The 12,679-nt window shown below is 41.2% G+C and carries 18 protein-coding genes; 10 read left to right on the forward strand and 8 right to left on the reverse strand.

Annotated elements, in window-relative coordinates; translation table 11 throughout:
* The first annotated feature begins 119 nt into the window (after window positions 1-119).
* A complete protein-coding gene (locus tag JWQ85_RS01800; RefSeq protein WP_299463023.1) occupies window positions 120-548 on the forward strand; it encodes a hypothetical protein in 429 nt (142 codons plus the stop codon).
* Between the two features lie 132 nt (window positions 549-680).
* Here JWQ85_RS01800 and JWQ85_RS01805 read toward each other — a convergent pair whose 3' ends face one another.
* Window positions 681-2,513: a DNA polymerase III subunit gamma/tau gene (locus JWQ85_RS01805; RefSeq protein ID WP_299463026.1), complete on the reverse strand. Its 1,833-nt coding sequence runs from the start codon at window positions 2,511-2,513 to the stop codon at window positions 681-683.
* A 73-nt stretch (window positions 2,514-2,586) separates the two neighbouring features.
* A complete protein-coding gene (locus JWQ85_RS01810) occupies window positions 2,587-2,820 on the reverse strand; it encodes a hypothetical protein (protein ID WP_299463029.1) in 234 nt (77 codons plus the stop codon).
* A 208-nt stretch (window positions 2,821-3,028) separates the two neighbouring features.
* On the opposite strand from JWQ85_RS01810, the gene rpsF reads away from it, so the two are divergent.
* The 5 genes from rpsF (at window position 3,029) to JWQ85_RS01835 (ending at window position 5,615) form a co-directional block, all read left to right on the forward strand.
* Window positions 3,029-3,394 carry a 30S ribosomal protein S6 gene (gene rpsF / locus JWQ85_RS01815; RefSeq protein WP_299463032.1) on the forward strand — a complete coding sequence of 122 codons (366 nt, stop codon included), beginning with the start codon at window positions 3,029-3,031 and terminating at the stop codon, window positions 3,392-3,394.
* A complete protein-coding gene (rpsR, locus tag JWQ85_RS01820; RefSeq protein WP_067054791.1) occupies window positions 3,394-3,657 on the forward strand; it encodes a 30S ribosomal protein S18 in 264 nt (87 codons plus the stop codon). Before rpsF ends, rpsR begins: the two co-directional genes overlap by 1 nt.
* Window positions 3,658-3,673: 16 nt before the next feature.
* Window positions 3,674-4,117: a 50S ribosomal protein L9 gene (gene rplI, locus JWQ85_RS01825; protein WP_256538823.1), complete on the forward strand. Its 444-nt coding sequence runs from the start codon at window positions 3,674-3,676 to the stop codon at window positions 4,115-4,117.
* 151 nt (window positions 4,118-4,268) lie between these two features.
* Window positions 4,269-5,015 carry a monofunctional biosynthetic peptidoglycan transglycosylase gene (gene mtgA, locus JWQ85_RS01830; protein ID WP_299463039.1) on the forward strand — a complete coding sequence of 249 codons (747 nt, stop codon included), beginning with the start codon at window positions 4,269-4,271 and terminating at the stop codon, window positions 5,013-5,015.
* Window positions 5,016-5,078: 63 nt separating this feature from the next.
* Window positions 5,079-5,615 (forward strand): hypothetical protein, encoded by a 537-nt coding sequence (locus JWQ85_RS01835; protein ID WP_299463042.1) that lies wholly within the window; start codon window positions 5,079-5,081, stop codon window positions 5,613-5,615.
* Between the two features lie 224 nt (window positions 5,616-5,839).
* Here JWQ85_RS01835 and JWQ85_RS01840 read toward each other — a convergent pair whose 3' ends face one another.
* On the reverse strand, window positions 5,840-6,427 hold the full coding sequence (locus tag JWQ85_RS01840) for a hypothetical protein (RefSeq protein ID WP_299463045.1): 588 nt from the start codon (window positions 6,425-6,427) through the stop codon (window positions 5,840-5,842).
* A 264-nt stretch (window positions 6,428-6,691) separates the two neighbouring features.
* On the opposite strand from JWQ85_RS01840, the gene JWQ85_RS01845 reads away from it, so the two are divergent.
* Together JWQ85_RS01845 and JWQ85_RS01850 are read left to right on the forward strand one after the other, a co-directional pair.
* A complete protein-coding gene (locus tag JWQ85_RS01845) occupies window positions 6,692-7,291 on the forward strand; it encodes a Crp/Fnr family transcriptional regulator (RefSeq protein WP_299463048.1) in 600 nt (199 codons plus the stop codon).
* 140 nt (window positions 7,292-7,431) lie between these two features.
* Complete coding sequence (locus JWQ85_RS01850; protein WP_299463051.1) at window positions 7,432-7,842, forward strand: DUF1801 domain-containing protein; 411 nt, start codon at window positions 7,432-7,434, stop codon at window positions 7,840-7,842.
* 9 nt (window positions 7,843-7,851) lie between these two features.
* Here JWQ85_RS01850 and JWQ85_RS01855 read toward each other — a convergent pair whose 3' ends face one another.
* The 3 genes from JWQ85_RS01855 to JWQ85_RS01865 form a co-directional block, all read right to left on the reverse strand.
* Window positions 7,852-8,457, reverse strand: a complete 606-nt coding sequence (locus JWQ85_RS01855) for a YdeI family protein (RefSeq protein WP_299463054.1) — start codon at window positions 8,455-8,457, stop codon at window positions 7,852-7,854.
* A gap of 80 nt (window positions 8,458-8,537) precedes the next feature.
* Window positions 8,538-8,825, reverse strand: coding sequence for a YciI family protein (locus tag JWQ85_RS01860; RefSeq protein WP_299463057.1), 288 nt, complete (start codon window positions 8,823-8,825; stop codon window positions 8,538-8,540).
* Between the two features lie 51 nt (window positions 8,826-8,876).
* On the reverse strand, window positions 8,877-9,362 hold the full coding sequence (locus JWQ85_RS01865) for an ABC transporter ATPase (protein WP_299463060.1): 486 nt from the start codon (window positions 9,360-9,362) through the stop codon (window positions 8,877-8,879).
* A 46-nt stretch (window positions 9,363-9,408) separates the two neighbouring features.
* On the opposite strand from JWQ85_RS01865, the gene JWQ85_RS01870 reads away from it, so the two are divergent.
* Window positions 9,409-9,894, forward strand: a complete 486-nt coding sequence (locus JWQ85_RS01870; protein WP_299463063.1) for a hypothetical protein — start codon at window positions 9,409-9,411, stop codon at window positions 9,892-9,894.
* The gene (locus JWQ85_RS01875) at window positions 9,891-10,466 is read left to right on the forward strand and encodes a hypothetical protein (protein WP_299463066.1); all 576 of its coding nucleotides are present in this window, start codon (window positions 9,891-9,893) and stop codon (window positions 10,464-10,466) included. The genes JWQ85_RS01870 and JWQ85_RS01875 overlap by 4 nt, the downstream gene beginning before the upstream one ends.
* 169 nt (window positions 10,467-10,635) lie before the next feature.
* Here JWQ85_RS01875 and JWQ85_RS01880 read toward each other — a convergent pair whose 3' ends face one another.
* Entirely contained in the window at window positions 10,636-12,318 is a 1,683-nt protein-coding gene (locus tag JWQ85_RS01880; RefSeq protein ID WP_299463068.1) for a D-arabinono-1,4-lactone oxidase, read from the reverse strand.
* Window positions 12,319-12,436: 118 nt separating this feature from the next.
* Window positions 12,437-12,679: (Fe-S)-binding protein (locus tag JWQ85_RS01885; protein ID WP_299463070.1), on the reverse strand; the 243-nt coding region annotated here is incomplete at its 5' end.

Consider the following 12,679-nt stretch of genomic DNA (forward strand, 5'->3'; position numbering starts at 1 on the left):
GTAAAGTTTGCATTAGGCGATGTTACATCTTACCGTAAAGCAATTAATTAGTAAGTAATTATTATAGCCGTAATAATTTTTGGCAAGATTTTTAGTATATATATAGTAAACTATAATCTATGATACCCGATAATCAAAACCCAGACTTTGTTACTGATCCGGAGGACAGGAACACTCCATTAAATGAAGACATCAACGAAACTGCTGATAGCGAGAATCTGAATTATGATGAAAATATCAACAGTTACGAGTATGATGTAAAGGGCGATAATCCTGATTATGACCACCCCGACCCTTACGATACGGCTGTGAAAGACGGCGAGGACATGAACTCTACTTATGATGAAGCCAACCCATATGATACTAAAGGCGAGTATGATGCCGACCGCTCAATTGAAACCGATGCCGATTCTTTGGGTATGCATATTGATAGCGGAAAAATTTTAGAATTAAACCCGCGTGATGCAGCTTTAGCACACACCCCCGAGGATGACCGCGATGACCTGGACGAGGAAGGTTATCCTAAAAATGATACACCAAAAAAATAAATGTTGTTTGTGATTTTACCACAGAGATCACAGAGGATATATTTGTTTATTAACACAGAGAGCACAGAGATTTTTAAATAAATTCTGTGCTCTCTGTGTTTTTATCTTTGTGTACTCTGTGGTAAAATTCTCCTAATCGAAATCCAAATTAAACTTATTCTTCAAATCAATAAGCTGTGGGTTTTTGGCTGCCAGGTATTGGAACTTTTCCATAGCGGTATATGGCCTTCTTGCTACGGTTTGCTCATCAACACGGGCGTTAACTTCAATGCTAAAGTTTTTGAGGGTGGTACGCAGAAAGTTTAACAGATATGGGCGTTCATCCCTAAAGGCCACTTCCTGTACCTTATTAGATACAGGCACTTCAAAATTCTCGGGGCCCAAAACTATTGGGGTTACCGATGTAAATATGGTGTACAAAGTTGCCGCTTTACCTTCTGCCTTTAATTTAGCACCATGGTTAGTCCACAGTTGCAAAAACTGGTCAATTGTGAACGATTCTTTATCAGTACCTTTTAAATATGGGTCTTCTTCCTCCAGGGCTGCCTCTTCTACCTGTTTGCCCAGGTCTTTTAACGAGGGTATTTTTATAGACGTAGCCCCGCTGTGCGCGTTGGGGATAAATACTTTTGGTTTCTCGGCTGCAGGCTCTGGTTTAGCTTCGGCAGCAGGCATTGCCATAGTTGGCGTGGCAGGTGCCGTTACTGGTGGGGTCCTGTTATAAGTAACTGGATTATCCCTTACCACAGCCATATTGTCTGTAGTATAGTTAGTTACAGGAGTGCTATTTACTGAGGTATCAGGTTTTTTTTTTACCTCCCCGTTTGGGGCAGCAGCGTTTTCACTTACCGGCAGGGCCGATAAATTAAATATCGAGAGCAGGTTACTCATTTTGAGCAAGGCAAGCTCTACTTGTAAACGCTGGTTTTTGCTCAGCTTATAACTAATATCGCACTGGTTAGCAATATTCATGGCCGATAGCAGGAACGATACCGATGCAGCCTGCGATTGCTGCAGGTAACGCGCCTTTATGGTTTCGCTAACTTCCAGCAATTTTATGGTTGATGCATCCTTACCTACCAGCAGGTTACGGAAATGCTCGGACAGGCCGGATATAAAATGCGCCCCGTCAAATCCTTTTGATAAGATCTCGTCAAACAGCAGCAGCGTTGTGGCGCTGTCTTCGCCTAATAGCTTATCGGTTATATTAAAGTAGTAGTCGTAATCAAGTATGTTCAGGTTATCAATAACCGAACGATAGGTAACATTACCGCCGCTAAAACTCACTATCTGGTCAAACATGGACAAGGCATCGCGCAAGCCACCATCTGCCTTTTGGGCAATAATGTGCAGGCCGTCGTTCTCGTAGGTAATGTTTTCTTTTTGGGCTATGCCTGCCAGGTGGCCGGCCATGTCCTCTACCCTTATGCGGTTAAAATCAAAGATCTGGCAACGGGATAGTATGGTTGGCAGTATCTTGTGCTTTTCGGTAGTGGCTAAAATAAATATGGCATAGTTGGGTGGTTCTTCAAGCGTTTTCAGGAAGGCGTTAAAGGCCGCCTGCGATAGCATGTGCACCTCATCAATAATATAAACCTTGTAACGGGCGGCTTGTGGCGGTATACGTACCTGCTCTATCAAACTACGGATATCATCAACCGAGTTGTTTGATGCCGCATCCAGCTCGTGTACATTAAACGAGTTACCGTTCATAAAAGCACGGCAGCTATCGCACACGCCGCAGGCTTCGCCATTGGGCTGTAAATCGGTACAATTAATGGTTTTTGCCAGTATGCGCGCGCAGGTGGTTTTACCCACTCCCCTTGGTCCGCAGAATAAAAATGCCTGTGCCAGCTGATTATTCTTAATAGCGTTTTTTAGCGTATTAGTTATATGCTGCTGACCTACAACGGTTTCGAAAGTAGCCGGGCGATATTTGCGTGCCGAAACAATGAAATTATCCACAGGCACTAAGGTAACAACAATTGCTTTAAGTTAAAACCTCAATTAAGGATTGTGAATAAAATTGGGGTTTTACCTATTGCATATCACCATCAGGCATATGGTCGTCGTCTTCCGGGGCGGGCTCTCCCATGTCATCGGCAGTGCGGATCTTGTTCAAATCATCTTCAAACTCCATCTGGTCGTCAAAGTCCTCATCTTCCTCATCGTTCCAGTCGCCATCCACAGGGGTTTCTTTGGGCGAAGAGGTAAAATCGTCGGTAAAATCCTCCTTGTTATCGTCATGTGGATATTGGTTGGTAAACTGCATATGTTGTTATTTTTAATAAAGACAGATTGATAGATATTAATGTTTTACAGAAATTAGCCGCGGTAATCTTTTGCACTGTATAATAACGTGATTAACAAGCGTATTGCTGTCTGTAAAATACAACTTATACCGCTTTGATTATAAAATAATTCTGCCTACATTTGCAGCCCCGATATACAGGGATAAATAATTAAAAATCAAAATAATAATGCAACAGTACGAAATCGTGATCGTTCTAACCCCGTTGTTATCAGATGAAACTGCTAAAGAGGCAATTGCCAAATACAGCAAGATTTTAACAGATAACGGAGCCGAAATTGTCCAGGAGGATAATTGGGGTTTGAGAAAATTAGCGTACCCTATTCAGAAGAAAACTACAGGGTACTATCACTTAACTGAATTCAGGGCTCCGGGTGATTTAATTAACAAACTGGAAGTTGAATTAAGGCGCGATGAGCGTGTTTTGCGCTTCCTAACCATTGCTTTGGATAAACATGCCATTGCTTACAATGACAAAAAACGCAGCGGTGCTTTTAACAAGAAACCTGCGGCTAAAGTGGAGGAAAACAACTAATGGCAAACGACCAAATTAAATACGTTACCGCTCCAAAAGTGGAGGATAACCGTAAAAAATACTGCCGTTTCAAAAAGAATGGTATTAAGTATATCGATTACAAAGACGCTAACTTTTTATTAAAGTTTATTAACGATCAGGGTAAAGTATTACCTCGCCGTTTAACAGGTACTTCTTTGAAGTTCCAGCGTAAAGTGGCACAGGCTGTTAAGCGTGCGCGCCACATCGGTTTATTACCTTATGTTACAGACTCATTAAAATAATCGGAGGTAAAAAGCAATGGAAGTTATTTTAAAACAAGACGTAAAAAACCTCGGCGATAAAGACGATGTAGTGAATGTAAAGCCAGGTTATGGCCGCAATTTTCTTATCCCAAAAGGTTACGCAATATTAGCAACTGTAAGCGCACGTAAAGTTTTAGCAGAAAACTTGAAGCAAGCACAGTTTAAACAAGAAAAAATACGCAAAGATGCTGACGCGATAGCTGCACGTTTAGAAGGTGTAAAACTTACTATCGGCGCTAAAGCTGGCGAAAGCGGCAAAATTTTCGGTGCTATCAATACCATACAGGTAGCTGATGCATTAAAGAAAGAAGGTTTTGAAGTTGACCGTCGTCGTATCACTTTTGACCAGGAGCCTAAATTTGTTGGTGATTACACCGCGATTGTGAACCTGCATAAAGAAGTAAAAGTTCAGGTTCCTTTCTCAGTTGTTGCTGAGTAATTAACCTTAGATATCGAATTTCGAATGTTCAATTTCGAATTTAGATATTAGAGCTTAGAGTTTTAGAAAAAAGGTGTTTAGTTTAGGCTAAACACCTTTTTTGTGTTTAAATAAAAAGATTATCCGCAGATTAGGGGTATTAAAGTTTACAATGGCGAAGAAGGTACAAAGCCGCAAAAAAAGCAGCAGCAAAACAAAAGGATTTTTTAATATCGGCATTGTAAGGCTGGTTTTACGGATAGTAAAGCTGGTTGCTATTGTGTTTGTTGCCGCCAGTTTGTTTGGTGTGTTGTTATTCAAGTTTGTAAACCCGCCCTTTACCTGGTTAATGATACAACGCGGTTTTGAGCGCAAAGCCGATGGCAAAGACTGGAAGATAGATAAGCAATGGGTAGACTTTGACCAGATTGCCGACCCCATGAAACGCGCAGCCGTTGCCGCCGAAGACCAGAGCTTCTTAGAAAACCACGGCTTTGATTTTAGAGCGATAGAGCGTGCTATCCAAAAAAATGCTAAAAGCAAAAAACTGATAGGTGGCAGCACCATTAGCCAGCAAACCGCCAAAAATGTTTTCCTGTATCCCGGCCGTTCATTTGTACGTAAGGGCTTTGAGGCGTGGTTTACCGTGCTCATAGAAACCTTCTGGAGCAAGAAACGCATTATGGAGGTGTACCTTAACGTAATTGAAATGGGCGATGGTATATACGGTATAGAAGCTGCATCACAAGCTTACTTCCATAAACCGGCATCACAATTAACCAGGCGCCAGTCGGCAGCTATAGCGGTGATATTTCCAAGCCCGCTTAAGTGGAGCGCAACCAAACCAACCCGCTATTTAAGGCATAGGCAATATCTGATCATGAAAAATATGCGCAGGTTGGGGCCGCTGGAGTTTTAAGTAATTCCTATCTTATTGGAAATATTTGAATTATATTTATGCAGTTAATGCAGCATTTGTATATTGGAAGACCTAAACTATAAAGAATCACTAAAAGCATTGCGGTTAAAGTGGAATGATCCTAATATTCCCATCAAGTATGGTTTATTCTTTATACTGCTCCTACTTAGCTTACTTTCTTTTTCCTTTTTAAAAGATAAATATTATGAACATGGTAATAGTTTTGAGAACTATTATTGGGGAATTATATCAGCTCTATTAATTATTTTCATAATAATCTTTAGTATAAAAGCTTTGGAAGTAAACGAAAGATTAATAGGTTATCCAATAATTGCTGAACCACGTGAGGTAAGAAAGATGATTGAAGGTTACCTTAAAAAAGAAAAATACACCATTTATCGATCAAATGATAATTACCTGCTTGCAAAAAATAGAAAAGCATTTGCAAGGAGTTCTATTGTAGTCATTTTCAACAAAAAAATAATTTATATCAATGTCCAAAACCAGTACGGTTTTAGAGGTTATCTTCCTTTTTCCTTCGGGCGAAATAAAAGAATTGTATCAAAAATAATTAGCAATATAAATCCAACTTTATCATGAAAAACATGCGCAGGTTGGGGCCGCTGGAGTTTTAAGCGACCACATAACATTCTCAAGAAAAACACTTGCAAGCTTTTCATTATTTCACACCAGCTTAGCGCCCAACATGCGGCCTAAGCGCCCCGCATGTCTGCGGGGACTTTTCCATAATAAAGCTGTTTTACCCAAATAAAGGGTCACTGCAACAATTCAGGCTAAGGCTGTAGGCGGTAAAACCCATTTATTTATACTGAAGCAACCTGGTTAGCTGTTTTAGATAAACGAAATGCAGCAAGGATATAGTAAAAGGCACCAAACGCAGCATACCCGGCCAAACTGGTAATTCCCTTTGTAGGATCGTGTGCCAAAAGTATAAAAGATGTTCCACCGAGTATAGATTGCCCACCGCTAATGATCATAGGCCATTGGCCACCCAGGGTTTTCCTGCGGCGCAATCCTAAGATCAATTGGATCAATCCTGTTCCAATTGCCCAGGCACCGAAAACTATCAATGCTTCGGGAACGCCTTTTTGTAAAGCAATATACACAGCAACTGTAGTGATGCCACTAATTACAATATTTACATATTGCGGCGTTTTAGAAGGACTGCTATGATTGGCACGGATATCTAAGAAGGTGCCCACTATGTCCCAGGCAGGGTAAATGACCAGCAAAATACTGGCAACGAGGATAGAAGTTTTTGCAAAAAGGGCGATAAGAATAACCCAGGCTATTGAAAATACGGCGCGGGTAAAATACAGCTTGCGTAACGATCTGGCAGTTTCAACGGTCTGTCCGTCCAGTACTGCATTAGGTTGAGCATTTGATGTCATGATTTTAATTTATATGTTGTCATGCAAAACTCCACTATATAAAACGGCGCGTTTTTAACTTAAGTTAAAACTTATCAGAAAGTTACGTTACTATTACATTTGCCAAACCGGACCAGTTTTAGCTATATATTTAATCAAGAGATATAAAGCTAACTCTTTCCCAGATGAAATTTTCACTTAAGTGAAAATGCTTATATTATATTCAAATTATATTTAGGGTGTTGTAAACAAACCAGGTTCTGATGAACACAAATTACTTATCAAATGACCGATAAAAACGATGACATCTTTCAGCATTTAAGGGATTTTGCCCCACTGAACGATAAAGATATTAGCGACAGCCAGCCGTTTTGGAAAGCGCGAAAAATGAACAAAGGCGACTTCTTCAACATGCAACGCATGGTTTGCAACGATCTTGGATTGATAGTTAAAGGCATATTCCGGATCTATTTCCGCGACCCTGATACAAAAGAAGATAAGAACATTTTCTTTTTCTCAGAAAATCAGTTTGTCGTTTCTTTCAGAAGCTTTGTATCACGCAACCCATGCTGGTATTTTATTGAAGCAATGGAGGATTCGGAGATCTTTTTTATCTCTTATCAAGATCTTAACAATTTATATGAAACCCATCCAAACTGGGGGAAATTCGGCAGGCTCCTGGCCGAATTATTTTTTACCATTGCACAAACCCGCACAGAAGAATTCATTTTCTTCTCGCATGAACAACGCTATATCAAGTTACTGGAAGAACATCCGGATATTGTTGAACGTATCCCGGCTTATCATATCTCATCTTACCTTGGTATAACAAACCCTTCACTGAGCCGGATCAGGAAGCGCATTGAAAATAAAAACGCAGGATGAAATAACTTTTGAGCGGAAATGGCTAAAAGGCTTTATCCCGCCTCTATCGGCAAATATTTATTTACTATTTTCCCGTTCCCGATTGCAACCGGTTATCATTTGTTAATTTAGTTCGACAAATCAGCACAATCAATATCGCCATGCCTAAACTAACCCACACCTCACAACAGCAGGTAACCGAACACATCCAAAAGCTTGATCCTACTATCCGCGATATGGTTGAAACACTAAGGCAGATCATTTTAAGCACCAACAGCGAAATTGATGAACAGATAAAATGGAACAACCCCAGTTTTTACTATACCGGCGACATGGCTCCTTTCGACCCAAAGGAATATAAACGGGATATAATAGTAATGAACCTGCACAAAAACCGCATTATGCTGGTGTTCCCAAGCGGTGCAAAGGTGAATGACACCACAGGTTTTTTAGAGGGCGATTATGAAGATGGCAGGCGACTGGCTATTTTTAAAGATATGGATGATGTAAAGGCTAAGACTGCTGCCTTGCAGAATGTGATAAAAAAGTGGTTGGCTTTGGTGGAAAAGTAGCACTTTAACTTACTTATACTTCCAATTTCTTGATTTACCCTCGCTTAGCCATTCAACAGCGGTTTGCATGCGTTTATCACGGGTAGCATCGGTTTTAGCTTCAACTATCCACTCCAGGTATTCTTTTTTATTCGAATAGCTAAACCCATCAAACGCTGCTTTTGCCTGCTGATGCTGGTTTAGCACAGCCTCGAAATAATCAGGAATTATCAACTCCGTTTTTTCGATAGTGGCTTTTTGTATAGGGACCTTTTTACCGGCTTCATTCAGTTTAACGCCTTGTTCTATAAAATCTATCAGTACATTTTTAGGTGGCAGATCGGCGATGTTGGTAATACGGCCAAATTGCCCGGCGCTTTCATCATTCAGCTTCATTATCTGCTGTGGGTCGTCTATTAGCGATGCTTTCCATAAGTTAAGCCCGCAATGTTGCTTAAAAGCCGCCAGCATTATTATTGGTCCTTTATAATCAAACGAGGGGCAGCCCCATTTAATGGTTTCGGTTATTAACGGCGAAGCTTCATGAATCACCTGCCTTAGATACGTTAAAATTGGCTGTGCAAAATCGGCCGACTTACCTATGTAAGCCTCAACCCGGCTATCATACTGTTCCATAATGCAATATAAGTAATATTACAAAGAATCGGCATGCGGAACGTAGGGAAGCATCTTGCTCGCCAGGGATAGCAAAACGGTTACCGCAAAATATCTTTCAACCCGGGATGTGATTGTGATACCAGGAACTCCGTAATTTCAAACTCGGCAAGCTTGTGCTCATAGAATGGATCTTCAGCGATGATCTTCTCCAGTATTTCTTTCGAATCGGCCTGGGCTATAATAACACCACCTGTACGCGGCACCTTTCGGCCGCTCATAATAAACACATCGGCCTTATAATATTTCTTCAGGTACTGTACATGGGCTTCCATGTGTTGGTCAAGCTCTTCCAGGGGGACAATGTAATTGAGGCTGATGATGAACATAGTCTTAGTAGTTGAATGGTGAGTTGTTGATTGGAAAGTGGTTAAGCCCTCTTATCTTGCTACCAGATCCCTAAACAGTTGTATATGCCAGCTATCCTTAAACGGCACTTCCCATTTGGTTTGCAGCTCGGTTAAGTTTTGGGCCAGGTTGTTAAACACAACGGTTTCGGTGTTGATCTTTCCGGTTTTTAAAAGCTCTTCAAACTGATGGCGCGGTACGGATAGTACTTCTTCCCCATCGCGGTAAGCAAGGTTAAACCTATCAAACAAGTTAATGCCGAACTGCTGCTCCAGCTGTTTCATAAAGTTTACCGATTTATCTATCGAGCAGCCGCTTGCGCCCGCCTGGCTTTCGTCTACTATCAAGATAAGGAAGCGGTTGTACCTTATTTCGGCTTTGGCCAGCAACTGGTTGTTGTGTGCTGTCCATCCGGTGGTAAAATTATCCAGCAAAACCTGTGCCTGCAATGCCTCAGCATCGGTAAGTTTCCTGTCCGATTGATATACCCAAACTCTTGAATGTGAAGAAAATTCCATATCGCAAATTTATCAAATTATTAACTTAGGTTTATTATAAGTTGTCATGCAAACATCACTTCTGTCGGGAAAGAAAAAAGCGTTTCTAATAATCTTAATATCCCTTTTGGGGCTGTTTTTTGGCGGTTTTAGGGCGTTTTATGGCGAACAGGAGTGGGTAAACTGGGGCAACAGGTTCCTGAACGAGAATTACGACCCTGCCGCTGAACCCAAACTAAAGAAGTACGAAATAACCCTTACGGCAGACCATTTTATCCGCTTGCGCAAAACTTATCAACAGGGCAAACAGGAGTATTATTCTTTTAATTTACAACGCTTTGCAGAATTGAGCTATATACCCGGCAGCGCCACTACAGATACCCTCCAAATAAAAACCCAGGCCGATGACATTATTGTACAAACCTACGAAGACCCCAAAGGCGACGTAGATTCGATGGCTACACATTGGGATATACCAGTAAGGAAGTTATCACCGTTAAAGTTGGATAGCCTAAAACAGGCATTAAATTTTTTGAAAGGAAAAGGATTATGAGGTTACTTTTTGCGGCGATGCTATTATTATTTAGCCCATATATATACGGGCAGAATGTAAATAAACAACATATTGATGAGTGGCTAATTAAGTGTGATACAGCCTATAAAGCCAGCAAGGTATGGGGCTATGCGTTTAACAATATTGTTTATGAAGCTAAGGATTCGGTAAGGTTGGATAATGACTTAAAATCGCTTGCCAATAATAACTTATTAAGTATTGACCCTTTTTGGAACGAAGAGTTATTGCCGACAACCAAAAATCCGGGAAAGCTTTTGGTATTAATAGTTACAAAGGGGAAGCAATCCGTAAAAGACAAAGAGGGTATTTTAAAAACAGCATTAAGTAAATACACCAAACCACAACTTTCTCAAAACCCTGTCGATTCGGCCTCGAAAGAACCGGTGCTGCTTATAAATGGAAAGCCAATATCCCCTACTAATTGCTATGCAGAACTATCAAAACTTACACTCGATTCTATTACAGACATCTATTACAGTAAACACCCTGTGCCAAAAGAATACTATGGCCAAAATGCGAAGAATGGGATTATTGCAATATGGATTAAATAATATACCATCCGTTAGTCCTAACTATTGAGGCAAACAGGAGTATTATTCGTTTAATTTGAAACGGCTGAATAGTTTAAAACAGGCATTGATTTTTTTGAAAGGTAAGGCTTTATAAAGGAAAAATCCCTGGCCCGTTTAGGAATACAAACCAGGGATTTAATACATATTGCTAAGCGCCTTTTGCTTTACCAAACAAGTGCAGCGACCAATAATTATTTAAAAATATATTCTTTGGATCGCGTTTCTCGCGAAGGTTCATAAAGTCGTCCCAGCGCGGGTATTGCGCTTTTAAATATGCGGCCCAATTTTCATAGTCGTACTCAGGCAAAAACTTGGCCCAATGCAACCTGAATGGTATATCCTGCTTGCGAAGCTCTTCCCAAAACTGGGCGAAAAACCCATCCTTATTTGCCGGGTTACCTTCATTGGTGGTAAACCAAAAAAAGTCTATCCTTAACACATCCCGCTCAAACGCCGGGCTTAGCCAAAAAGAGCTTTGCTTACCCGCGTACAGTTCGGTTGAGTAATAACCTGTGGCTTTAAATTTGTCTTTTGTAAACATTTCGTCCAACAGTTTCATGGCGCGCGCGGTGTCTTGCAAGGGTATCCAGATCTCGGTAAACTCGGTACCCATCATAATATCGTTAGCGTTGTTATCCATCGGCAAGCTGCTGTAGGTATAATCCATAAACATTTGTGGCTTTCCTTTCTTAGTTAACGGTTGTAAAGTGTCAATCATCATTGGGTACACTCCACGAAGCAAACCTTTAAACGTCATAAAGAACAACGTAAGCAAAAAACCAATTATTTTGAGGATGAACGTTACCAGGCCGGCAAAAAAGCTGTTGTTCCACAATTGTGCGGTAAGCTTTTCAAATTCGGCAAACGACGGCTTAAGCTTTTCCCAAACAACAGAGAATTTGCTGTTGCCTAACATGGTAAACAACATGGCGGCCAGCAATTGCTCTACATTAGTTAAAAAGGAATCGTCCGCAAATTCTTCATACGGCACAGGGTCAAACACGGGCATTGCCGCCCCGCGCGAAGCTTCCCATATCACTACCCGGTTAACTTTATCTTGCGGCCACCATAACAACCTTGAATATGGCGTTTGCTTTAAGAATGTTTCCAATCCGGGTTTCCCATCGGCTCCGTTACCTAACAGATCGATAGGGCAGCTGGCAAGCGCTGTAGGGTAAGTGATCTGCTGCCCGTAAATATTAAAGTTAGGCGTTAGTTGCAAACGCACTTTACTTACAATGCCAAGCAAGCCCAATGATAGGGCTATAGCGCCAAAATTTTCATCATCTTTATTAAACCACTCCAGCGTGCCGTTGCCGTCAATAATGGAAAGGCCCATAATATTCTCTTCCAGCGTATACCATAAAGATCCGCCGGCAGAACCTGTCATCAAAAAGCCGCTTACCGTTTGATGCGAAATGCCGCCCAGGTCGGTAAGGGTAAAACCTTTTTGAAATGCTTGGTATAGCAGGCTGTTTTGTAAAGTAGATACGCCAGTGGGGTCTTCGGGATCTAACCCGAGGTGAATACCAGCTTCTACCTCAATAATACCTTTTGCCTCGTCTATCCAAACAAGTTTATTGTATTTATCAAAAATGATATTTAGGTTTGGCCCCTGTGGTGGTATTTGTTCTGAAACAACATTAGGCAATTGTGGGAACCCCTGCCCCGGATCAGTATAAATAGCATGTGATAATGAGTGCGCTGCCCCCCTGCACCTGACCTCGAGTGATTCGGCCGCGGCTTTTTGTACAAGAGATATTAATTCATTTTCGTTGGATGGATGGTAATAGCCATCACTGGCAAGCGGCGGTGTTTGTGATAAATTCATAAGTGATAAGGTTTAGGATATTAAAAGTAACTGTTGTTCATTTTTAATATCCAGCTAATTACACCCTATTTATACACCTATATCGCCCCTATTACAACCTATATGTTTAAATTGAACGTTATAATCCGTTTGCCCTAACGGTTATTTCAGCTATATCCAGCACTTTTATTTCCTGTTCTTTTTCCATGTGCTTAACGCCATCGGTAAGCATGGTCATGCAAAACGGGCAGCCCGATGCTACTATCTGCGCGCCGGTTTCCAGCACATCAAGCATGCGCTCGTCGTTAATATCTTTTTTGCCCGGCTCGGGTTCTTTAAACATTTGCGCGCCACCGGCACCACAGCAAAGGCCGTTGCTTTT

Origin of the sequence: Mucilaginibacter sp. (genome assembly GCF_028288105.1) — a bacterium.
Lineage (GTDB): Bacteria > Bacteroidota > Bacteroidia > Sphingobacteriales > Sphingobacteriaceae > Mucilaginibacter.